General features: G+C 68.3%; 22 protein-coding genes. 5 read left to right on the top strand and 17 right to left on the bottom strand.

All coding sequences use genetic code 11. The features are described 5' to 3' along the window. Positions 1–64: 64 nt before the first annotated feature. Genes EYW40_RS11965 through EYW40_RS11955 form a run of 3 tightly spaced genes read right to left on the bottom strand, consistent with a single transcriptional unit; the run spans position 65 to position 3292 of the window. The gene (locus EYW40_RS11965) at positions 65–445 is read right to left on the bottom strand and encodes a hypothetical protein (RefSeq protein WP_135821830.1); all 381 of its coding nucleotides are present in this window, start codon (positions 443–445) and stop codon (positions 65–67) included. Positions 446–488: 43 nt separating this feature from the next. After that, positions 489–989 (bottom strand): KEOPS complex subunit Cgi121, encoded by a 501-nt coding sequence (gene cgi121 / locus EYW40_RS11960; RefSeq protein ID WP_135821829.1) that lies wholly within the window; start codon positions 987–989, stop codon positions 489–491. Continuing rightward, positions 989–3292, bottom strand: a complete 2304-nt coding sequence (locus tag EYW40_RS11955) for an ATP-dependent DNA helicase (protein ID WP_135821828.1) — start codon at positions 3290–3292, stop codon at positions 989–991. The genes cgi121 and EYW40_RS11955 overlap by 1 nt, the downstream gene beginning before the upstream one ends. 222 nt (positions 3293–3514) lie before the next feature. On the opposite strand from EYW40_RS11955, the gene EYW40_RS11950 reads away from it, so the two are divergent. Next, positions 3515–3760, top strand: coding sequence for a ferredoxin (locus EYW40_RS11950; RefSeq protein WP_135821827.1), 246 nt, complete (start codon positions 3515–3517; stop codon positions 3758–3760). 105 nt (positions 3761–3865) lie between these two features. On the opposite strand, the gene EYW40_RS20315 is transcribed toward EYW40_RS11950, so the two are convergent. Both EYW40_RS20315 and mdh read right to left on the bottom strand, forming a co-directional pair. Continuing rightward, positions 3866–3994, bottom strand: coding sequence for a hypothetical protein (locus EYW40_RS20315; RefSeq protein ID WP_259370029.1), 129 nt, complete (start codon positions 3992–3994; stop codon positions 3866–3868). A 161-nt stretch (positions 3995–4155) separates the two neighbouring features. After that, positions 4156–5070: a malate dehydrogenase gene (gene mdh, locus EYW40_RS11945; protein WP_135821826.1), complete on the bottom strand. Its 915-nt coding sequence runs from the start codon at positions 5068–5070 to the stop codon at positions 4156–4158. 138 nt (positions 5071–5208) lie between these two features. Between mdh and EYW40_RS11940 the strand changes: the two genes are divergently transcribed. Then, a complete protein-coding gene (locus EYW40_RS11940; RefSeq protein WP_135821825.1) occupies positions 5209–5817 on the top strand; it encodes an Sjogren's syndrome/scleroderma autoantigen 1 family protein in 609 nt (202 codons plus the stop codon). 185 nt (positions 5818–6002) lie between these two features. On the opposite strand, the gene EYW40_RS11935 is transcribed toward EYW40_RS11940, so the two are convergent. Together EYW40_RS11935 and EYW40_RS11930 are read right to left on the bottom strand one after the other, a co-directional pair. Next, positions 6003–6242 (bottom strand): hypothetical protein, encoded by a 240-nt coding sequence (locus EYW40_RS11935; RefSeq protein WP_135821824.1) that lies wholly within the window; start codon positions 6240–6242, stop codon positions 6003–6005. 74 nt (positions 6243–6316) lie between these two features. After that, a complete protein-coding gene (locus EYW40_RS11930; protein WP_135821823.1) occupies positions 6317–8755 on the bottom strand; it encodes a DEAD/DEAH box helicase in 2439 nt (812 codons plus the stop codon). A gap of 136 nt (positions 8756–8891) precedes the next feature. Between EYW40_RS11930 and EYW40_RS11925 the strand changes: the two genes are divergently transcribed. Both EYW40_RS11925 and EYW40_RS11920 read left to right on the top strand, forming a co-directional pair. Continuing rightward, positions 8892–9377, top strand: coding sequence for a cation:proton antiporter regulatory subunit (locus EYW40_RS11925; protein ID WP_135821822.1), 486 nt, complete (start codon positions 8892–8894; stop codon positions 9375–9377). After that, complete coding sequence (locus EYW40_RS11920) at positions 9378–10556, top strand: cation:proton antiporter (protein WP_135821821.1); 1179 nt, start codon at positions 9378–9380, stop codon at positions 10554–10556. Here the strand turns inward: EYW40_RS11920 and EYW40_RS11915 are convergent, their stop codons facing one another. From EYW40_RS11915 to EYW40_RS11870, 10 genes are all read right to left on the bottom strand, one after another. Further along, on the bottom strand, positions 10557–11114 hold the full coding sequence (locus EYW40_RS11915) for a diacylglycerol/polyprenol kinase family protein (protein WP_135821820.1): 558 nt from the start codon (positions 11112–11114) through the stop codon (positions 10557–10559). It abuts the gene before it with no gap. Beyond that, positions 11114–12886, bottom strand: coding sequence for a glycine--tRNA ligase (gene glyS, locus EYW40_RS11910; RefSeq protein ID WP_135821819.1), 1773 nt, complete (start codon positions 12884–12886; stop codon positions 11114–11116). Before glyS ends, EYW40_RS11915 begins: the two co-directional genes overlap by 1 nt. Then, on the bottom strand, positions 12879–13733 hold the full coding sequence (locus EYW40_RS11905) for a CBS domain-containing protein (RefSeq protein WP_135821818.1): 855 nt from the start codon (positions 13731–13733) through the stop codon (positions 12879–12881). The genes glyS and EYW40_RS11905 overlap by 8 nt, the downstream gene beginning before the upstream one ends. An 89-nt stretch (positions 13734–13822) precedes the next feature. Further along, positions 13823–14395: a DUF7529 family protein gene (locus EYW40_RS11900; protein WP_135821817.1), complete on the bottom strand. Its 573-nt coding sequence runs from the start codon at positions 14393–14395 to the stop codon at positions 13823–13825. Between the two features lie 36 nt (positions 14396–14431). Next, positions 14432–14842, bottom strand: a complete 411-nt coding sequence (locus tag EYW40_RS11895) for a DUF7555 family protein (RefSeq protein ID WP_135821816.1) — start codon at positions 14840–14842, stop codon at positions 14432–14434. Next, positions 14842–16416, bottom strand: coding sequence for an ABC transporter ATP-binding protein (locus tag EYW40_RS11890; protein WP_135821815.1), 1575 nt, complete (start codon positions 16414–16416; stop codon positions 14842–14844). The genes EYW40_RS11895 and EYW40_RS11890 overlap by 1 nt, the downstream gene beginning before the upstream one ends. After that, positions 16409–17644 (bottom strand): ABC transporter ATP-binding protein, encoded by a 1236-nt coding sequence (locus tag EYW40_RS11885; protein ID WP_135821814.1) that lies wholly within the window; start codon positions 17642–17644, stop codon positions 16409–16411. Before EYW40_RS11885 ends, EYW40_RS11890 begins: the two co-directional genes overlap by 8 nt. Further along, positions 17641–19170, bottom strand: a complete 1530-nt coding sequence (locus EYW40_RS11880) for an ABC transporter permease (protein WP_237560600.1) — start codon at positions 19168–19170, stop codon at positions 17641–17643. The genes EYW40_RS11885 and EYW40_RS11880 overlap by 4 nt, the downstream gene beginning before the upstream one ends. 2 nt (positions 19171–19172) lie before the next feature. Continuing rightward, a complete protein-coding gene (locus EYW40_RS11875) occupies positions 19173–20213 on the bottom strand; it encodes an ABC transporter permease (protein ID WP_135821813.1) in 1041 nt (346 codons plus the stop codon). Positions 20214–20346: 133 nt separating this feature from the next. After that, a complete protein-coding gene (locus tag EYW40_RS11870; RefSeq protein WP_135821812.1) occupies positions 20347–22188 on the bottom strand; it encodes an ABC transporter substrate-binding protein in 1842 nt (613 codons plus the stop codon). Between the two features lie 230 nt (positions 22189–22418). Between EYW40_RS11870 and EYW40_RS20010 the strand changes: the two genes are divergently transcribed. Beyond that, positions 22419–22589: a DUF7556 family protein gene (locus EYW40_RS20010; protein WP_202614508.1), complete on the top strand. Its 171-nt coding sequence runs from the start codon at positions 22419–22421 to the stop codon at positions 22587–22589. Positions 22590–22761 lie beyond the last annotated feature (172 nt).

The following is a 22761-nucleotide window of genomic DNA, read 5'->3' as shown; positions in this document are numbered from 1 at the left end:
TGCGATCTCGGGCCCATATTCACTTATAGACTGAACGAAAGCATGGTCTTGAGTCCTCTCCGAGTCAGTCCCCCGACATTGCAGTTATCTCTATTATTTTCCCATCTTTCTTGATATAAACACTAGAGCTGTTTGGCGATTTCAACCCGTCAAACTCGTTCATGGCTGCGGATGTTCTGCTTGGACTGACGAAAATATTCGAACTGTCGTTGGTATCGTTTTCATGGACCATCTCATCGACGATACCTCTCATTATCTCCTTGTCTTCCATCCGATCGCTAGAATAATTTATCACGTTGCCGTCGGCTTCGTCCACTATTGCGACACCGAATGCACTGTCGCTCCCTCCGGCCGTCTCCTGTTCACTCCCTATGTTCGTAATCAAACATCCGGAGGCCAATGAGACAATAACCACTGCCGTTATTGCCTTAGTTATATCGCTCACGCCCCTGATTTTGCTAGATATTCACGAGTGCTTTGTGGTGGCGCTACTTCTCGACTTCCAGCAGCGCGACGCGCTCGCGAACCAGCTCAGCGAGAGTCGCGTCGGTCGCCGCGCGCTCGGCGTCGGTCACGTCGAAGAACGCCTGAATCCGCTCCTCGTCCGCGTGTTCGACGCCGACGGTCGGCTCCGGTGAGAGGGCGAGCCGGTCGCGGACCGCCTCCGCCGCGGCGGCCTCGTCGCCGCCGTCGACGAGGACCACAGCGGGCACCTCGCCCTCGCTCACGCCCATCTCCAGGGCCCGGTTGATCTGCCGCCGCCCGGCGGCGTACAGCAGTATCTCGACGCCGCGGTTCCGGGCGACGTTCTCCCCGCGCTCGATGGCGCGGTCGGCCAGTTCGACGGCGCGTTCGAGGTGCTCGCGCCCGGCGACGTAGCGGGCGTCGAACGCCTGCACCGTGGTTCCGTGCTCGTCGCCGACGGCGGCGAGTTGCTCGACCAGTTCGTCCACGTCCGCGACCGTGAGCCGCCCCTCGACCAGTTCCATCAGAAATCACCCAGGCTCGCCTGGCCGGCGTCGTCGGCTTCGCCGGCGTCCGGTTCGGCGTCGTCCGTCGGCTCTGCGCCTCCGTCCGCGTCGCTCCCCTCGCCGTCGGCCGCCGCGCGCTCGACCGGTTCGACGCCGTCCATCGACGCGTCCTCGCGGCCGGCGTTTTCGAGCACGTTCTCGGCGGTCTTCCGGCGGCCGCGCAGCGCACCGAGCACGACGCCCTTGTCGGCCTCGCGGAGTTCGGCGCGGGTCTCGACCCCGGCGTCGTAGAGCCGCCGGGCGCGCTTGCGGCCGACGCCGCGGACGCCCGCGAGGTCCAGCAGTTCGTCGCCGACGCCGTACTCGACGCGCTTGCGGGCCTCGCGGACCGCCGCCTCGTGGCCGACGTCCAGCTCGTTGGCGAGCTGCTCAGCGGCGTTCAGCAGCCACTCCGCGGTGTCGACCTTCCCGCGGATGTCCCCGGGACCGACCCCGTAGCGCTCGGCGACGCGGTCCTCGTCGACCTCCTCGGCCCAGTCCTCCAGCAGTCGGGCGGTCTTGAGCGCCGAGAGCCAGTCCTCGAAGCGGCCCTCCTCGAACTCGCTGGGCGTCGGGCCGAGCAGTTCGCCCTCGCGCTCGTAGCACAGTTCGGTGTACTCCTCGCGGTCGCCCGAGCGCAGGTACAGCTCGTACATGTCCGGCGTACGGGCGACGAGGTGGTAGAGGCCGAGCGCGGTGGGCCGGCCGTCGACGGCGCGCAGGCCGTCGACTATCTCCGCGGCGCTCATCGGGTCGAGGTAGAGCCGCGAGACGGTGTGGCCGAGGCTCGTCGCGTCGACGGTCGCGTCGTCGCCGCGGCCGTCGCGTCGAACGAACTCGTTCCGTTCGAGGTACTCCAGCACGTCGTCGGTCACGCGCTCCAGCCGGTCCGGCTCGGCCGACTGCGAGGCGTACAGCGTGCGTTCGAGGAAGTCGAGCAACTCCCCGCGGGAGCGGGCGAAGCCGGTCGCCACCGTCGCCAGCACGTGCGTCCGCAGGGCCGGCTCCGCCGCGAGCTTCGACCGGACGGGTTCCGGGTCGGCGTACACGTAGCGGTCGAACAGCTCGTCCAGTTCGTCGTGGCTGCTGGCGACCAGCACCGCCTCGCCGTACGGGTCCATGCCGGGGCGGCCCGCCCGCCCCATCATCTGGTGGACCTCCAGCACGTCGAGCGGCTGCATGCCGCCCGCGGTGCCGTCGTAACGCCGCCAGTCGCGGACGACGACGCGGCGGCTCGGCGTGTTCACGCCCGCGGCGAGCGTCGGTGTCGCGCTGATCACCTTCAGCAGGCGGTCGCGGAAGGCGTCCTCGACGAGCGCGCGGTGGTCGCTCGCCAGGCCGGCGTGGTGGAACGCCGCGCCGCCCTCGACGGCGGCGGCCAGGTCCTCGCTCGTCTCGGTGTCGCTCACGTCGCGTATCTCCGCGGCGACGGAAGCCAGTTCGTCGCGCTCCTCGTCGGTCAGTTCTGGCTCGACCGTGTCCGCGAGCCGCCGCGCCGCCGCCTCCGCGTTGCGCCGCGAGTTGACGAACACGAGCGTCGAGCCGCCGTCCTCAAGCGTGTCCCGGACGACGGCGGCGGTCTGTTTCTCCGACCCCCTGACTTCCAGCTCGCGCTGGGTGCCGTCGTCGAGGTGGAGCGCGTTCCCGTAGTGCACCCCCTTCTTCAGGTCGATGGGCCGCCACGTCGAGTCGACGAGTTCGGCGTCGAGCCACTCCGCGATGTCCTCGGCGTTGCCCACCGTCGCCGACAGCGCGACCGTCTGGAGGTCGGGGTTCAGCTGGCGGAGCTTCGCCAGCGTCACCTCCAGCGTCGGGCCGCGGCCGGCGTCGTCGATCAGGTGGACCTCGTCGGCGACGACACAGGACAGGTCCTCGATCCACGTCGCGCCGTTGCGCACGAGCGAGTCGACCTTCTCGCTGGTTGCCACCACGATGTCTTTCGTCGCCAGCCAGTCGCCGTCGCTCTCGTAGTTACCCGTCGAGACGCCGACGGAGACGCCGTACTCCTCGAATGCCTCGAACTCGGCCTTCTTCTCGCTGGCCAGCGCCCGGAGGGGCACGATGTACAGCGCCGTCCCGCCGCGCCGGATGGACGACAGCATCGCCAGCTCGGCGATCAGCGTCTTGCCGCTCGCGGTCGGGACGCTCGCCACCACGTTCTCGCCGTCGGTGACGCCCGCCTCGACGGCCTCGGCCTGCGGGGGGTACAGCTCCTCGATCCCCTCCGCCTGCAGGTAGTCCGTGACGCCGGGCGGCAGCCCCGACAGGTCCGCCGTCTTCATTGGGACTCCGTAGACGCGTCCCGCGGTTTAAACTGTCGGGTGGCGGCCGGCCGCGGTCCGAGGGTTTAGGTACGGGGCCGCGGCCAGCCCCGCCGTGACCTGAGCGACGCCGCGACGGGGCCGAGGCGGGTGTCCGGCACCCCCCGTCGCGTCCGACCGTGCCGGCTGTTCGCCATCGGCCCGTGGCGTCAGAGCTAACCCACTCCGGTCGGATCCTCCGGTATGCGAGTCGAGTTCGACCGCGACACCTGCATCGGGATGTTCCAGTGCGTCGCCGAGTGGGACGGCTTCGAGAAGGATACCGACGCGGGGAAGGCCGTCCTCGTCGACGGTGAGGAAGTCGACGAGGACGTGATCGCCCGCGAGGTCCCCGACGGCGAGGAACTCGACGCGAAGTTCTCGGCGCGGTCCTGTCCCGTCGACGCCATCACCGTCTACGACGACGACGGCGAACAACTCGTCCCGTAGCGGTCGCGACTCTACGTTACCGGCGCGGCGGACGGCCTCGCCGACCGATCGCGAACCGCCCGTCCGGTCGACCTGCGGGAGGGCACTCGGGCGGCGACACGGGCGTCAGAAGCCGTCGGTCCAGGGGTCGTCGGCCTCCCCTGTCTCCTCGTGCGACTGGACCGAATCGGGGACGGAGTCGCCGATCAGGTCGGCCCACTCCGCGATGTGCGTGTCCGTGTCCTCGTTGCGCATCCTCGGTCACCTACGCGTGGAATCTTCACCCTCTCACATAACACTTTTGTCATGCGGGGTAGATGTCAGCGGGCCGGTCTCATCCGGCCGAGGCGGCGTCTCCAGCGGCCGTCAGGTCGTGTGAGGAGGAGTAGCGACGCGAAAATACGACCGGGTTCGGCTTAGCTGATCTCGTCGTACTGCTCGGAGAGCTTGTCGGCGGCCTCGCCGAGCTGCTCGCGCTCGTAGGCGGTCAGGTCCCAGTCGACGACTTCCTCGACGCCGTTCGAGCCGAGCTTGACGGGAACGCCGAACGCGACGTCGTCGTGGCCGTACTCGCCCTCGAGCTTGACCGACGCGGGGAGCACCTCGCCGGTGTCCCGCAGGACGGCCTCGACCATGTGGCCGACGCCGGTGGCCGGGCCCCACTCGGTCGCGCCCTTCTTCTCGATGACGTTCATCGCGCTGGTCTGGAGCTCCTCTAGGATCTCCTCTTTCTCCTCGTCGGAGAACTCGGGGTCGCGGCCGTTCACGCGGACCTTCGAGAACACGGGCACCTGCGCGTCGCCGTGCTCGCCGAGGATCGTCGCCTCGACGTTCCCCACGGGCGCGTCGAACCGCTCGGCGAGCACGTAGCGGAAGCGCGCGCTGTCGAGGCGGCCGCCGAAGCCGATCACCTTCTCGCGGGCGCGGTCGCCCGTCTCGTACAGGTGACGGTTCAGCAGGTCGACGGGGTTCGACGTGGTGATCGTGACGAAGTCGTCGTTGTGCTCGGCCAGCGACGAGCCGATGTCCTCCATGATCGGCGCGTTGTCGCCCGCCAGGTCGATGCGGGTCTGGCCGGGCTGACGGGGAATGCCAGCCGTGATGACGACCACGTCGGAGCCGGCGGTGTCCTCGTAGCCGCCCTGCCGGATCGTCGTGTTCGAGTCGTAGGCGACGCCGTGGTTCGCGTCCGCGGCCTGCCCGACCGTGTCGTCCTCCTTGTCCGGGATGTCGACGAACACGAGTTCGTCGGCCACGTCGCGCAGCGCGATGTTGTACCCTGCGGCGGCGCCGACCGTTCCGGCCGCGCCGACCACGCTAACTTTCGTCATACCACGTAAAGAGCGCCCGCGATACCCGTTAAAGACTTCGAATCGTCGGATGTTCGCGATGTTCGTCGGCCCGACGTTCGACGCGCGTCGAACTCCGGGTTCGCAGTCCTTTTCGACCCGGCGCCCCTCCCGTCGGGTATGAGCGACTTCGACAAGGAGGCGGAGCGCGAGAAGCTCCGTGAGCAGCTGGAGGAAGAGGAGGAGAGCCGCCAGCACACCCAGCGGATGAGCGAACTCCTGCTGAAGGGCGCGACGATGACGAACGCCCACTGCGACAACTGCGGGGACCCCATCTTCCGCTACGACGGTCAGGAGTTCTGCCCCACCTGCGACACCCAGCAGGGGGGCGGCGACGGGCAGGAAACGGCTGCGGCGTCGGACCCCGCCGCCGAACAGCCGGCCGCCGAGCAGCGGACGGCCGAGGGGGCGACCGACCGACAGCAGGGTGCCGACGGATCGCCCGGGGCCGCCGATTCGCAGCCCGCAGCCGGGGAGCCGTCATCCGCGGCCCGAACTGCGACGCCGGCGGCGTCCCAGTCGCCCCCCGGCGATGCCGGCGCAACGTCGGCAGACGCACCGACTGGCGGCGGGACCGGCGGCGACGTGGCCGCGGCGGCCGACGCGCTCCGCGCGACGCTGACGAAGTTCTCGCGGAAAGCGGCCGAAACGGACGACCCGAACCGCGCCCGGGAGTACCTCGCCGCCGCCCGGGAGGCCGCCGAGGCGCTGGACGCGCTCCCCTACTGAACGCGGGCCGGGACGGTTTCCCGCTCGTCGTCTCGTGCGACCACGTCCCGCTTGCGCTCCCCGGCATCGGCGTCCTCGTGCTGCGGTGGGCCGTAGTAGTTCGGCTGCATACGTGTTACTGCCCCGATCCGACGGATAACTCTACCCCTGAAAATATAAATACGATTTAATCACATTCAGCGACCTTAGTCGGTCGCCGGCTGAGCGTGCCCGTACGCGGCCGGCCGCGGGGTGCGCAGGTCGGTCCCCGGCGCGTCGCGACCGCTGTCGGCCGTTATCTCGGCGGCCGAAAAGGGGTTCTCGACGTCTGTCTCGTGCTGTGGCTCCCCGTACTCCCACTCGGGCGAGCAGCGCGGCCGCTCGTGCTGTGCGGCACCGTACAGGCAGCGTTCGGCGTCGTCGGTCCGCGCGGGTTGCTCGGTCATGCTACCGGGTCCGAAACGCCCCAGCCGGTTTAGTACAAACTCCCTATCGAGTTAACCCCGCGAGTAAGCCGGGCTTACCCGGTGTACTCGCCCCCGACGACCTCGCGGATCCGCTCGGCGGTCACCTCGCCGACGCCGTCCGCTTCCAGCAGGTCGTCCTCCCGCGCGGTCATCACGGCCTCGACCGTCGAGAACTCCTCCAGGAGCGAGCGCGCGGTCACCGGACCGACGTCGGCGATGGAACTGACGACGTACTCCTGCTGTTCGGCCAGCGTCTTCGACTGCTTCTCGCCGTGGACGCTCACCTCGCGGTCGTCGACGGCCTGTTCGCGGCCGGCGATCACCTCCAGCAGGTCGGCGGTGTCTCCCTCGTCCTCGGTCCGGAGGACGCTGACGCCGAAATCGACCGCGAGCGAGGACAGCGCGCCGCGGACGGCGTTCGGGTGGACGTTGCGCTCGCCGTACAGGTCCCCGCCCTCGACTATCAGCACGCCCCGCGAGTAGTGGCGGGTGAGGTCGCCGACCTGTTCGAACATCGACCGGTCGTCGCCGCCGGTGAGCGTGTCGAGGAAGTCGCCGACGCTCTTGCGCTCGACGGCGACCCGGTCCGAGAGGACGTAGTCACCGACCGCCAGCGTCTCCAGACGCGTCTCGATCCCGTCCCGCGTCGAGAGGTCCCGCGCGATGTTCGAGTCGAGTTCGCGCTGGTCGACGACTATCTCCACGTCGTCGCCGTCGCCGCGGGCGGTCGCGACGGTGCCCTCCTCGTCGTCCGGGTCGGCGCTCCCGGCCTCGTCGTCCCGGTCGCCGAAGTCCTGAAGCCCGGGCTGGCGGTCGGCGTTTCCGTTCGCGGCCGTCCCGCCGTCGCCCGCGGTGGCGTTTACCGCGTCGCCGGTACCGCTCCCGCCGCCGGCCGGCTCCGCGAAGTCCGCGAGCTGCTGCTGGCTGTCGTCGAGTTCGTCCTCTATCTCGTCGGCCGCGCCCTTGAGCTTCCGGAGTTCGTCCTCCATCTCCGACTCCTTCCGGCGGGCGATCCAGAAGTACGCCTCGTCGCGGGTGTCCTCGGCCATGAGCACGGACACCTTCCCCTCGGTCTGCCGGCCGGTCCGGCCCTTCCGCTGGATCGAGCGGATGGCGGTCGGTACGGGCTCGTAGAACAGCACGAGGTCGACCTCCGGCACGTCCAGCCCCTCCTCGGCGACGGAGGTGGAGACGAGCACCTCGAACTCGCCGGCGCGGAAGGCGTCCAGCGTCTCCTGCTGTTCGGTCTGGGTCATCCCGTCGCTGCCGTCCTTGTCGCCCTGCCCGACGAACCGGCGGGTGTCGAAGTGTTCGCCCAGGAACTCCGTCAGGATCTCCGCGGTGTCGCGGGACTCGGTGAACACGATGACGCGCTCGCCGTCCTCGATGCCGAGCGTCTCGGCGATCAGCATGCGGGCCTCGGAGAACTTCGGGTGGCGGCCGTCGTAGCTCTCGGCCTTCCGCATCGCCTCCCGCACTTTCGGCTCCGAGACGAGGCGCTGACTTGCCTTCGATGCGCCCGACGAGCGGGCGGCCTGGCGCTGGCGCTCGAAGTAGCGACGCAGGGCCTCGACGCTCTGGGTCTCGACGTACGTCACCGCCGTCCGGAGCTTGCGGATCTCCGCGTGGGCGGACATCCCCTGGTACCCCTCCGACTGGTCGTTGTCGATCAGCTGCTGCAGTTCGCCCCGCATCTCCTGGAGGTCCCGCTCGGAGAGGTCGGCGCTGGTCTTGCGGGTGACGCCGAGTTCCTTCAGTTTCTCCAGGCGGTCCTCGATCACCTCGTTCAGCCCGTCGCGGATCGCCTCGACCTCCTCGGGAAGTTCGACGCGCTTCCAGTCGACCTCGGTGTCGTGGGTGTACTCGCCGACGTCGGCGTCGTCCTCGGTCATCACCTCCACCTCGCGGATGCCGAGGTTCTCACACACCGCGAGGATCTCCTCCTCGTCGCCGCCGGGCGAGGCGCTCATCCCGGTGACGAGCGGGTCGGCGGCGTCGGCGTGGTAGCGCTTGGCGATGTAGTTGTACGCGTAGTCGCCGGTCGCGCGGTGGCACTCGTCGAACGTGCAGTGGGTCACGTCCGACAGCGAGACGCGGTTGCCGACGAGGTCGTTCTCGACGACCTGCGGCGTGGCGATGACGACGCGGGCGTCCTCCCAGAGGGCGGCGCGGTCGTCGGGCCTGACCTCGCCGGTGAACACGACTATCTCGTCGTCGGGGATCGACAGCGCCTCGCGGTAGAAGTCGGCGTGTTGCTGGACGAGGGGCTTCGTCGGCGCGAGAAACAGCGCCTTTCCGCCGACCTCGTCGAGCCGGCGCGCGGTGACGAGCAGGCTCACCGTGGTCTTGCCCAGCCCTGTCGGCAGGCAGACCAGCGTGTGGTCCTCCGCGGCGGTCTCGGCGAGTCGGATCTGGTAGAGGCGGCGCTCGATGAACTCCGGGGCAAGCAGCGGGTGGTCCACGTAGCCCGGTTCCTCGTCCGTGGCGGCCATCGGGGCCGGCTACGTCGCCGTCGCCGTTAAGGGTTCGTATGGCGCGGTGAAAGTGGTTCGGGGACCGTGGGCCGGGGTGAACTCCCCGGCGGGCCGCGGAGGTGGATTTTTCCCCCTCGTCGACCGATCGACGGGTATGGCCGTCTACGAGAGCGAGCTCCCCGGGGTCGGCAAGAAGTACGAGATCGACCTCGACGACGGGTCCCAGCTCGTGGTCGTCATTCACAACACGGGCAAGCGGGAGCTGTTCATCCGTCCCGAGCCGGACGCCGACTCCGAGAAGCTGTTCGAACTCTCCGACAAGCTCGCCCGACAGGTCGGCACGATCATGGAGGGCGCGTACTTCCAGCCGATCAAGACCGACACCATCGAGACGGTGCTCTCCGAGGAGTCGCTGATCGAGTGGGTGAAGGTGCCCGCCCAGTCGCCCGTCGCGGGCCGGACGCTGGAGGACGCCGGCGTTCGTGTGAAGACCGGCGCGTCCGTCATCGCCATCCAGCGCGACGGCGAGACCATCACCAACCCCACGCCGGACACGACGCTCCGCCCCGACGACACGCTCGTCGCCGTCGGCTCCCGCGCGGAGCACGACGAGCTCGAATCGTTCGTTGCCGGCGAGTAGATGGCGGCGACCCCCCTCGTCGAGGTCGGTGCGGTGTTTGCCGCCGCCGCCATCGGCGGTGCGGTCGCGATCCGGGTCGGCCAGTCGGTCATCCCGTTCTACGTCCTCGCGGGGGTTCTCGTGGGACCCGACGTGCTCGGCCAGGTCGGCGCACCGCACGTCGCTCCCGGCGACGTGGTCACCGTCCTCGCGGAACTCGGGATCGTCTTTCTCCTCTTTTTCCTCGGTCTGGAGTTCAGCATCGATCGGCTGCTGGCCAGCCGGGACCGGATCACCGCCGCCGGAACGATCGACCTGCTGATCAACTTCCCCGTGGGCGTCGTCGTCGGGCTCGCGCTCGGCTGGTCAGTCGTCGAGGCGCTGTTTCTCGGCGGGGTCGTGTACATCTCATCGTCGGCCGTCATCACCAAGTCGCTCATCGACCTGGGCTGGATCGCCAACGACGAGAGCGAGCCGATCCTGGGGACGCTCGTCTTCGAGGACCTGGTCATCGCGGTGTACCTGACCGTCATGTCCGCCGCAGTCCTCGGGGGCGGCGACTCCTCGGCGGTCGCCGTCGACCTCGCCGTCGCTGGCGGCTTCCTGCTCGCGCTGTTCGCCGTCGCGCGCTACGGCACCGGGATCGTCCAGCACCTCGTCGACGGCGAGACCCAGGAACTCCAGTTGCTCCGGGCGGTCGCGCTCACCGTCCTCGTCGGCGGGATCGCCCTGGAGATCGGCGTCAGCGAGGCCGTGGCGGCCTTCTTCGTCGGGATGGGCGTCGGAAGCACCGAGCACAGCGACGACGTGGAACATCTGCTGATGCCCGTCCGCGACCTCTTCGCCGCGGTCTTTTTCTTCTGGATCGGGCTGGAGACGGACCTGGCTGCGATGGCCGCCACGGCCGGCCTCGTGGCTGTGCTCGTCGTCCTGACGACGCCGACGAAGCTCGTCAGCGGCTACCTCGGCGGCCGGCGGTACGGGCTCGACGGCCGGCGCTCGTTCCGGGTCGGTGCGGGGATGGTCACCCGCGGCGAGTTCTCGCTCGTGATCGCCACGCTCGCGGCCGGCGGCGCGACGCCGGTGCTCCGGGGGACGATCCCGTCGCTGGCCGTCGGCTACGTGCTGGTGATGAGCGTCCTCGGCACGACGCTGATGACCTACTCGGACGACATCTGGGAGCGGCTGAGCGGGGCGTAGCTACAGCACGACGAACGCCGCCAGCGCCGCCGCGATGGGGATCGTGATGTTGTCGTCGATGACGTAGGTGGCGATCACCGGCTTGACGCCGTCGGCGACCGTCGCGGCCGCCGCCGCCAGCGCCGCCGCGCGCAGCGGCAGGAACGGGTAGGCGAGCGCGAAGCAGGTGACGAACATCGCCACCAGCACCGGCCAGCGCTTCACCGTCCGCAGTTCGCCGGAGCCGAGCAGGCCGCTCACGGGGTCGCCGAGCGTGAGCATGAGCATCGCCGGGACGGCGATCCGCGGGTCGAACGCCAGCCCGACCAGCGTGCCGCCGAACACGTACAGCGCGTAGCCCGCCAGGTTGTCCTGCTCGTACTCCCGGGTGAGCTTGTCGAACACGATCCACTCCAGCCCGGCCAGCAGGCGGAGCGCCTCCAGCCCGATCGTCACCACGGTGCCGGCGATCAGGACCCACTGGACGTACTGCCACGTGATCGCGTCGACGAACACGTACGCGGCCGGGATCGTCGCCCCGCTCGCGTGGACCAGTCGGCGCGCGATCTCGTTCGCCATCAGTCGGCGTCGGCGGCCGCGGCCAGTTCGTCGAACGTCCGGTCGCCGTCGCGCAGTTCGGTCAGCGTCCCGGCGAGTTCGTCGACCGGGACGCGGACCTGCTGGGTGGTGTCGCGCTCGCGGACGGTCACCGTCCCCGCGTCGTCGGCCTCAACCGTCTCGTAGTCGACGGTGACGCAAAACGGCGTGCCGACCTCGTCCTGCCGGCGGTAGCGCCGCCCGATCGCGCCGGAGTCGTCGTACGTGACTTCGAGACCCGTCTCGCGGAGGTCGGCGGCGATGTCCCGGGCGCGGTCGTCCATCCCGTCCTTGTCCATCAGCGGGAAGACGCCCACGTCCGTCGGCGCGACCTCGGGGTCGAGTTCGAGGTAGCTACGCTCCTCGCCGTCGACCTCGTCCTCGCGGTAGGCGTGGGCGACCACCGTGTAGACGACGCGGTCGACGCCGAAGGACGGCTCGACGACGTGGGGCGTGATGTGCTCGCCCGACTCCGTGACCTCCTCGACGGCGAAGCCGGTCTTCCCGACCGGCACCGCGTACTCCTCGCCGTCGACCTCGACGGTCACCTCGTCGCCGTCGAACGCCGCCCGGTCGCGCTCCGCCTTTCGCTCCAGCGCCGCGGCCACGTCGCCGGCCGCACCGCCGAACTCCGGCCCGAGGTAGCTCATGTCGGGGTCGACGGTCGCGCGCTCGACGCGTTTCGGCTCGTCGTACTGCTTGAACAGGGTGAACTCCTCGTCGGAGTGGGCGCCGTGCTTCGAGAGGTCGTAGTCGCTCCGGTAGGCGAAGCCGGTCAGTTCGAACCGGTCGCCGTCGATCTCGGCCTCGGCGTCCCAGCAGTCCGCGGCGTAGTGGGCGCGCTCGCCCGAGAGGTGCTGGCGGAACCGGAACCGGTCCATGTCGACGCCGACGCGGTCGTACCACCGCTGGCCGACGCCGAGGTAGTAGGCGACCCAGTCGCTCGCGACGATCCCCTCGTCGACGGCCTCGCCGACGGTCGTCTCGACGTAGTCGCCGTCGTCGGCCTCCTGCTCGTCGGCGGGGTACAGCCGCACCTCGACGTCCTCGACCCGCTCCAGGGGCGGCTCGTCCTCCTCGGGGTCGATGAAGTGTTCCAGTTCGGCCTGCGTGAACTCCCGGACGCGGATGATCGAGTTGCGCGGGCTGATCTCGTTGCGGTACGCCCGGCCGACCTGCGTGACGCCGAACGGGAGCTGGTTGCGGGCGTACTCCTTCAGCCGCGGGAACTCCACGAAGATGCCCTGGGCGGTCTCCGGGCGGAGGTAGCCGGGCTGGCTGGTTCCGGGCCCGATGTTCGTCTCGAACATCAGGTTGAAGTCCTCGACCGGCTCGCCGGCCAGTTCGGTCCCGCAGTTCGGGCAGGTCAGGTCGTGCTCGGCGATGAGGTCCTCGACCTCCGAGAGCGGGACGCTCTCGGCCTCCTCGATGTCGGTGTTGTCCTCGATGAGGTGGTCGGCCCGGTGGCTCTCGCCACACTCCGGGCACTCGACGAGCATGTCGTCGAAGCCGTCGAGGTGGCCCGACGCCTCGAACACCGGCTCGGGCATCACGGTCGGGGCGTCTATCTCCATGTGGCCCTCCTTGACCGCGAAGCGGTCGCGCCAGGCGTCCTCGACGTTCTCCTTCAGCGACGCGCCCTGGGGCCCGTACGTGTAGAAGCCGGAGACGCCGCCGTACGCGCCGCTGGACTGAAAGAAAAAGCCCCGACGCTTCGCGAGTTCGACGACGCGTTCGCTTACGTCCTCACTCATACAGCGCCTCCAGGAGGTCGACGTCGCGCACGATGCCCGCCAGGTCGTCGCCGCTGACGAGCGGGATCTGCTCGACGTCGTTGGTGATCATCAGCTGTGCGGTCTCGCGCGCGGTCTTCCGGGACGTGACCGTCACCACGTCGCCCGTCATGAACTCCCGGACGGGGCTGGACGGGATCTCGACGTTCCGGGTCGGCAGGTAGCGGTTGCCCACCGCCTTGATCCCCTCCCACGCCCAGTCGTCGTCCTGGTCGGCGATGCTGTCGCCCGTCCCGGCCTCGCCCTCGACGACCCGGGCGACCTCCAGGATGTCGACCTCGGTGATGACGCCGGTCATCGAGCCCTCGTCGTCGAGCACGACCGCGTACGGGACGTTCGCGTAGTATATCTCCCGCTCCGCGACCGGCAGCGGCGTCTCCGCCCAGACGCTGTTGATGTCCCGGGAGGCGAGTTCGCCGACCTCGCTGTCGCCGTCGACGTCCTCCTCGGCCATCGCGCGGATCACGTCGGTGACCGTGACGATACCCTCCAGGTGGCCGTCGACGACCGGGATGCGCCGCTCGCCCTCGGTCACCATCAGCCGGCTCACTTCCTCCAGGCTGGTGTCCTGGGTCGTCGTGGGCACCTCGTCGTCCATCAGGAGGGCCAGCTGGTCCTCGTCCGGGCGTTCGATGAGCGACTCGCGGGAGACGAGCCCGCGGAACTCCTCGCCGTCGGCGCTCGTCTTCACGACCGGAACGGACGAGAACGACCGTTCCTGCAGGTACTCCAGCGCGTCGTCGCGGTTCCCCGGAATCTCGACGGTAACGACCTCCGAGCGGGGAGTCATCGCGTCAGCGACGTTCATACCCGCGGGGTAGGAGGCCTCCCCTCTTGTACCCTACGAACGTCGGTGTGCGGAAATTCGCGGAAATCGGCCCCGGAACGGGGCGGCCGTCACTCCTCGTCGCCGAGGTCGGCGAGGCGGTCGGCGTTCGGGAAGAACTTCCCGTAGTCGTCGTGCCTGAACGTCCCGAGGTGCGTGCCGTCGAGCGTCTGGAGGTGGGTGTACAGTTCGTCCTCGTCCGTCGCCACGTTGACCACGCCCCTCGCCTGGTGGCGCTCGAAGTTCGCGGCGACGAGAATGGCGATCCCCGACTCCGGGTCGAGCAGTTGCGTCACGTGGAACACCCGCCCCTCGGCCTCGGCGCGGAACACGTCGAACCGCGGGAACTCGCCGTCCTCGACGGCGTCCCGGATCGCCTCGGCGTGGTTGTCGGGGACGACGTGAATCAGCCCCCAGCGGCCCTCCTGTCCGTCCTCGGGCGGCTCCGGGGCGGTGTCCAGCGCCGGCACCGTCAGGACGGTGTCCCAGCCCTCCTCCTCGAGTTCGGCGGCGAGCGCCTGCATGTCGTCCAGCGTCTGCGCCCAGGCGTCCTTGTGGATGCCGCCGCTCGCCGACAGCTCCTCGGGATCCCCTGGATGGTCGATGCCGTCGGGGGTCTCGTCGGAGTCGTCTACGTCTCGCATACTCGTCCGTGATCGTGTGCCGGGGTAAACTTGTTGCTACCCGCCGACGCCGAACGCGAACTCCAGGGCCATCGAGGCCGCGAGCACGAACAGGCTCCCGAGGAACAACCGCGCGCCGGCCGACCAGCGGTCGACGGCGGCGACGGCGAGGCCCCCCGGAACTGCCTTCCGGGTCGCGTACTCGAACCGCGACTCGGTCGGCCCCTGGTCGTCGACCCCCTCGTCAGGGGGATCCTTCCAGGCCTTCCGCGGCCGGAGCTTGAGCGTCCCGTAGCCGAGCAGGATCCAGCCGGCGAAAAACAGCCAGTATTTCACCCCGACCAGCCCGTAGCCGACCCCGAACGAGACGGCGACGCCGAGCGCGAACGTGGCCGCGGCCAGCGCGACGGCGTACACGACGCCGTCGACGCCACGCCGGAGCCAGAGGGGGGAGCCGCGGGCGCTCATCAGTCGCCGAGTCCCTGCTCCAGGTCGCCCGGCTCGGTGTACTCGGGCTCGTGGCGGTGACACCGGCTCCGTCGCCCGCTCGCGCTCACCTCGTGGGGTTCGGGGTACTCCGCGTCACAGACGCTGCCGAACTGCTCGGCCAGGTACTCCTGGGCGGCCCGCTCGTCGCCGTCCGCGACCTTCGAGGCGGCCTCGCTGACGTGGGTCCGGACCGACTCGGGCACGTCGAGGTCGCCGAACAGTTCGTCGGTGATCTCGTCGATGCTCTCGAAGCGGGTGTCCATGTCGAGGAACTCCTTGACCCGCTCGACGGTGGTCCGCTCGGCGCGGGCGCGCTCGCGGAGCACCTCGCGGAACACTTCGATGGCCGTCCACACCTCGTCGTCGAGGTCCCGGTACTCCTCGGGTCGGATCTTCATCGGACACCGCGTGGAGAACGGACAGCCCTGGGGCGGGTCCCGCGGGCTCGGCGGCGTCCCACGGAGGGTGATCCGGTCCTTGTCGTTCGTCGGGTCCGGTTCGGGGATCGCCGACAGCAGGGAGTGGGTGTACGGGTTCCCCGGCTCGTCGAACAGCTCCTCGGCCTCGCCTATCTCCATGATGTTGCCGAGGTACATCACGGCGACGCGGTCACAGATGTGCCGGACGACCGAGAGGTCGTGAGCGATGAAGAGGTAGGTGAGGCCGAACTCCTCCTGGAGGTCCTCCAGCAGGTTGAGGATCTTCGCCTGCACGGAGGCGTCCAGCGCCGACACCGGCTCGTCGAGCACGACGAAGTCGGGTTCCAGCGCCAGCGCGCGGGCGATGCCGACGCGCTGTTGCTGCCCGCCGGAGAACTGGTGGGGGTAGCGGAAGTAATGCTCCTCCTGGAGCCCGACGGTTTCGAGCAGGTTTCGCACCCTGCGTCGCCGGAGCTGCGCGCGCGACTTCGAGACGGTCACCTCGACGGTGAGCCCGTCCTCGCCCTCCCTCGTCGTGACGGTGACCTCGGAGCTGTCGACGACCGCGCTCTCCCGGAGGGAGACAATCTCGGCCTCGGGCGTGACGACGAGGTCGCTGTCCTCGTACTCCGCCTCCGCGACGTGGCGGACGATATCGCCCTCGACGGTCACCTCGTCGGGGTCGACGCCCTGGACGCCGACCTCGAACGTCGGCCAGTCGTGGACGTCGAGCGGCTCGCGGATGATCTCCCCGACCGTCATCCGGTTGTTGAGGCTGGAGTCGGGGTCCTGGAACACCATCTGGACGTTCCGCCGCCACTGCTTGAGCTCCTTGCCGTCCAGCGTCGTGATGTCGGTGCCCGCGTACGTCACCTCGCCGGCGGTCGCGGTTTCGAGCTGGATCAGTGTGCGGCCGAGCGTCGTCTTCCCGCAGCCGCTCTCGCCGACGACGCCCAGCGTCTCCCCCTGCTCGATCGAGAAGGAGACGCCGTCGACGGCCTTGACGGGCTTCGCGTCGAACAGCCCGCCCTCGCGGCCGTAGTACGTCTTCAGGTCGTTCACCTCGACGAGCGGGTCGTCGGACCGTTGCTCGCCCGTCGCCGCCTTCTGGTCGCCGTACGCTTGTTTACTCATCCGTGGTCACCTCCGGGTCGTCGCCGAGGCGCTCGTGTTCGTCGACCGCCTCCGCCCTGCTCACGTCTTCGGGGTACAGCAGGCAGGCGGCGGTGTGGTGCTCCGAGTCCCGGCCGACCGAGACGTGCTCCGGGTGGACCTTCGTACACTCGTCGAACACCTTCGGACACCGCGGCGCGAACCGGCAGTCCGCGGCCGGTTCGTTGGGCGTCGGGACGTCCCCCTCGATCGTCGTCAGCCGGTCCGCGTCGGGGTTCCGGCCGGGGATCGAGTTCAACAGCCCCTCGGTGTAAGGGTGTCGCGGGTTCTCGAACATCTCCTCGACGGGGGCCTTCTCGACGACCTCGCCGGCGTACATGACGTTCACGCGGTCGGAAATCTCGGCGATCACGCCCATGTCGTGCGTGATGAACATGATCCCGATGTCGCGCTCGACCTGGAGTTCCTTCAGCAGGTCGAGGATCTGGGCCTGGATCGTCACGTCCAGCGCCGTCGTCGGCTCGTCGCAGATCAGGAGGTCGGGGTCGCAGGCCAGCGCCGTCGCGATCACGGCGCGCTGGCGCATCCCGCCGGAGAACTGGTGGGGGTACTCCTTGAGCCGCCGGTTGGCGTCGGGGATACCGACCGCCTCCAGCAGTTCGGCGGCCTCCTCGGTGGCCTCCTGCCCGCGGAGGTCCTGGTGGAGCCGCAGCGACTCCTTGATCTGGTTGCCGACCGTGTACACCGGGTTGAGGCTCGACAGCGGGTCCTGGAACACCATCGCGATGTCGCCGCCGCGGATGTCGTGGACCGCCTCGTCGGGCGCACGCGCGAGGTCGACGTACCCGGACTCGACGGTCACGTCGCTCCCGCTGCCCTCCGCGTCGGCCAGCGCGATGAACCCGTCCGCGTCGGCCGGGATCTCCTCGCCCCGGTCGACCTCGACCGTCCGGTTCGGGTACTTCCGTGCGAACCGCTCGACGGTCTCGGCCTTGCTGTACTTGATGCTGCTTCCCTCCAGGATCCGACCGGGCTGGTCGACCAGCCCCATGATGGAGCGGGCCGTGACGCTCTTGCCGGACCCGCTCTCCCCGACGATGCCGACGGTCTCGCCGCGGTCGATGTCGAACGAGATGCCGTCGACGGCACGGATCGTCTCCTTGTCGGTGAAGAACGCGGTCTGGAGGTCGTCGACCGCGAGCAGCGGGTACGACGCGTCCCGGCCGCTCTCGCGGACGGTCTGGCTCATGCGCCACCCCCGGCGGCGGCGCTCTCGCCGCTCGCACTGCCCGTGTCGCTCTGCGGGTCGATCGCGTCGCGGATGCCGTCACCGAGCGCGTTGAACCCGGTGACCACGATGACGATCAGGACCCCCGGGATGATCGACATGTGCCAGGACTGGGTCGCGACGTAGGGCTGGCCCATGTCTATCGCGCGGCCCCACTCGGGCGTCGGCGCGGTGACGCCGAGGCCGAGGAACGACAGCGCGGACGTGCCGATGATGATCCCGCCGAGGTTCATCGACGAGTAGATGAGCAGGTAGCCGACCACGTACGGGGCCATGTGCTTGCGCATGATCCGGTGTGGCGCCTGCCCGTAGCTCTTGGCGGCGTCGATCCACTCGCGCTCGACGACCTGGAGCGACGGGCCACGGACCGCGCGCCACAGCCCGGGCCACCCCCAGGCCCCGAACAGGAGGGCCAAGAGGAACCCCCCGTTGTATATGTCGCTTATCCACGTCCCCTCCAGGACCACTGCGGCCCCGATGAGGACCAGCAGCCGCGGCATCGCCTGTATGGAGTCGCTCACCAGCACCGCGCCGAGGTCGACCGCCCCCTTGTAGAAGGCGGTCACGAGCGCGAGCGAGAACGCGATGGCCGAGGAGATACCGATGGCGACCAGGCCGATGAACAGCGACGCTCTCGCCCCGGACGCCATGAACGTGAACATATCTTTTCCGTTACGTAATGTCCCGAACGGATGGAAGCGGTCGTAGCCGTCGTAGCTCCCGATCCCGAAGTGTTCGTCCCCGCTTCCGCGGGACCGCGACCCGATGTTGGCGTTGCCGACGAGCGTCGTCTTCACCTCGCCGGTGTCCTTGTCGAGGTACTGGGTCTCGTAGTCGTACGGGTACTTGATGTTCTCCTCGACCGTCGTCGGGCCGAGCGCCGGGGCGAACATCGCCATCACGACGAACAGCGTGATGACGACGAAGCCGAACTGCCCCCAGCGGTGGGTGCGCATCCGGTCGATGATGTCGTCGGTCGGCGTCCAGTTGGCGTAGCGGTAGTGTTCACGGAAGACGAGGTAGCCCTTCCAGATCCACGCCAGCCAGACGAACGCGTACAGGTAGATGACGGCGACGCGGATCGCCCAGGCGACGGCCGCCGGCAGGCCGAGGAAGGTGCCCTCCCACTGCCAGACGACGATCCGGAAGCCGGCCACCGTCGTGTCGAACGTCGGACCGCCGGCCACCCGGTGCCCGCGGTTCGGTATCAGGTCCCGGGAGAGCAGCGTCGGGATCTGGGCGAGCGCGTCGCCCACCCCGGCCAGCGCCGCGCCGACGGGTTCGAGCAACGCCACCACCGGGAGGCCGAACAGCCGGTCGGCGAGCACGTCCCACGGCGGGAGTTCCATCAGCGCACCGAACACCGCGCCAGCCTGTACCGCAAAGAGGAGGGCGGCGACGGCCAGCCAGCGAAGCGCCGGACGCGGGTTCGCCTTGACCCGCTCTCGAAGCGATACGTCGTCGGTGTCGGTCGTGTGCATACTCATCGTTACTCACCCTCGTAGCCGACCCGTGGGTCGACGATGGTGTACAGGAGGTCTTGCATGATGTTGATAAATACGAGCAGCAGGATGAAGATGAACATCAACGCCCCGGCGACGGGCATGTCGCCCTGCGTGAGCGCCCGGAAGAACAGCTGACCGATGCCGTTTATCGCCATCACCGTCTCGACGAGGACGGACCCGCCGAGCAGCAGGTTTGCCTCGGCGGTGATGACCGGAACGAGGGGGATCAGCGCGTTCCGGAACATGTGCTTCCAGACGAGCACGCGCCCGGAGACGCCCTTTGCCCTCGCCATCTCCACGTAGTTGGAGTTTTTCGTCTCGAGCATCGCCGTCCGCCCGATCCGCATCTCGTTGCCCATCGACGCCGAGCCGAGGACGACGGCGGCCGGCAGTATCTGTTTCGTCGCTTTCGCCCACTGAATCGGCTCTATCTGCCCCGCCTTCAGCCCGTTCAGGGCTGTCTGGAACTCGCCCGTCCCGATGACGACGGGCGTGTTGACGAGGAACGTTTTCCAGTCGAACCCGAAGAGGATGTCCTCGGAGCGGGAGAGGCCGACCATCAGCAGGACGGCCAGCCAGAAGTTCGGCATCGCCCGCCAGACGATGCCGCCGAAGGAGGCGACGTAGTCGCCGCCGGTGTTGGGGTTCATGCCGGCGTAGAAGCCAAGCGGGATCCCGATGAAAAGCGGGATCAGGATCGCCCAGAAGCCCATCCAGATCGTCCGCGGTGCACGGGCCCAGATCAGGGTTTTGACGTCTCGACCGGACCGCAACACCCAGGACTGGCCGAAGTCGAATTGGGCCATGTTCCATATGAAGTCGATGTATTGTTGCCAGAGCGGCTGGTTCAGGCCGAGCGCCTCGCGCATCCGCTGCATGTCTTCGGGGGAGGGGTTCTGCCCGAACGCCGCGGACACGGGGTCGATCGGCCCCATCCGGATCGCGATGAACGTCACCGTCATCCCGAACAGGATCACGGGGATCGACAGGACCAGTCGTTTCCCGAGGTAGGACCAGCGACTCATAGTTCCACCTCGTCCGCCGCGTGCTCGTTATCCATCGTTAAACGCTTTGTATATTCGTGCATTATTTGCGTTCCGCTTCGAGACAGTCGTCGAAACTCGCTGTCACGTACTAAAAAACGCGCGGTTCGAGGGGTTAGTCGCGGTCTTCGATGCGGACTCTGGACTTCTTCTGGCTGGAGCTGCCGGCGCCGCCGACGCGCGGCTTCTTGACCCAGCTGTACCGCATGTGCTCCGCGATGTTGTGGTAGATCGGAAGCAGGGCGACGTCCTCCCAGTTGGCTTCCTCCATCTGGACGTACGCCTCGTTACGCGCTTCCTGTCCCGCTTCGGGGGCCGGGTTGTTCTGGACCTGTTCCCAGGCCTCGACCGCCTGCGAGCCGCCCTCGCTCTCGGGGTCCCAGTTGACGTAGCTGGCCGGCGCCGACAGCGACGTGTCGGTCATCGGCGGGTTCAGCAGCTGCAGGAAGTTGTCCGGGGCGGGGTAGTCCATGATCCACCCGAGCGTGTACATGTCGAGGTTGCCGTCCCGACCGCGCTGGGTGAGCGTCGAGAACTCGGACTCCTCGAGGTTCAGCTGGATGTGCGCCGACGCGAGCTGGTCGCGGAGGGTGCTGGACACGTCCGTCCAGAAGTCGCTCCCCGCGTACCGGGTGAAGGTGAGCTCGTAGGGGTTGTCGTCGCCGTAGCCGGCGTCCTCCATGATCTGCTGCGCCTGGCCGATGTTGGTCTCGTCGAGCCCGTAGGGGTACTCCTCGGCGTGGGAGTTGTACGCGGTCTGGCCGCCCGGATAGATCGCCGGCGGCGTGAAGTTGGCGGCGGTGACCGCCGGACCGTTGTAGATTTCGTCGGTGAACTGCTGCTGGTTGATGACGTAGGCGATCGCCTGCCGGACCGGCTTCTCGACCGTGTCGTGGTTGAAGCCGACGTAGAAGACGCCGATCTCCGGCACCTGGTAGTACGGCACCGTCCGGTCGTTCTCGAGCGGACCGTACGTCCCGTACTTCCGGCCGGCGTTGTCGCGACCCTCGATGGAAACCTTGCTCTCGTCGTACTTCGCGTTGGGGATACCGGGGTGGTCGGCGTTCTCGTTGATCACCGTGTAGGTGTGGAGCGCGTTGGAGTCCTCGATGATCTGCCAGTGGACGGCCGACACGTACGGACCGGGGCCGTGGTACTCGTCGATGGGACGCGCGGCGACCTCGGCCTCGTTACCCGAACTCCAGGTGTCGAGCGTGAACGGACCGGCTCCGACCGGCTCCTCCTGGGCGAACGTCTCGTAGTCCATGTCGCCGTCGTACCCCTCGATGTCGCCGACGATACCTTCCGGAACCACGTTGAAGGAGTCGTACGCGAGCAGTTCCGGGATCGCGTGGAACGGCTGCGAGAGCGAGATGACGACGGTCCGGTCGCCATCGGCCTCGACGCCCAGCGAGCCCGCGACGTAGTTGCCGTCGCTGTCGGTCTCGTGCTCGACGCCGAGGAAGCCCAGAATGAAACTGGAACGGCGGGAGTTGCCGGACTCGGCCAGTCGGTTGAACGAGTAGACGACGTCCGACGCCGTCACGTCACCGTAGTCGCCGGTGAACGAGATATCGTCCCGGAGGGTGAACGTGATCTCGGTCACGTCGTCGTTGACCTCCATGCTCTCGGCGAGCAGGTTCTCCGTCGCCGTCGTCCCGTTGACGTAGTTCGTCAGCCCGTCGTACAGGCAGTGAATGACGATGCTCGACGCCTCGTCGGTCGAGGCGACGGGGTCGAGCGTCGTCATCGAGGAGTTTACGAGCCTGTACGTCTTGTCGCTCTGGGTCTGTTCCGGCGTATCCGTCTCCGTCGCTTCTTCCGTGGTGAACGTTTCTTCGGTCTCGTCGTCCGATCCGTCGTCGCCGCCACCGGAACAACCGGCGAGCGCGACGGCCGTTGCAGCCCCGCCAGTGGCCTGCAGGAACCGACGGCGGGTAGTGTCATTATCTGTCATCCCAGACCCCCCTTTCGCATCTACAAGTTTAAATTTTCCGTTCTGAAACGCACGCAGGAGGGTGATTTGTCCTGACAACGGAACTGGATAACTACGAATGTAGTACCCGAGCCCGCCGATCCGACGTTACCGTATCCGACGTAACCAGTAACTGCGTGCGTCCGGGACCGGACGGCGGCCCCTGCTGTCGTTCCGACGCGTTTATAAGTGCCTGACAGGTAACTATTCACATGGCGACCGATACGTCGGGCCCGGACGACCCTGCCGACGAACGGGAGGTCATGGGTGCCGTCGACGGCGACGGTGGTAGCCAGGAGTACGTCATCGCCGACATCAGCGAGGACGGTGCCTGGCTTTCGGTACACGTCGACGACGCGCCGGCGCTTCCGGCCTGGCGTTAACGACGACCTTCGACCTTTTTCCCGCTCGGGTCGCCTACGGCGACCACTCGCGGCAAAAACGTCGATGAAAAAAGCCGCCTTCGCGGGGCTCCGCCCCGCTCCGGCGGTGAAACGCCGCCGCAGGCGGCGTATGCTTCCGTTCCTCCTCCGAACTGCTTCCCCCGCCAGCCTG

The sequence above is a fragment of the Halostella litorea genome, from assembly GCF_004785955.1.
In the GTDB taxonomy this organism is placed as follows: domain Archaea; phylum Halobacteriota; class Halobacteria; order Halobacteriales; family Natronoarchaeaceae; genus Halostella; species Halostella litorea.
Note: the sequence above shows the minus strand (reverse complement) of the source record. Positions and strands in the feature narration are given on the sequence as shown.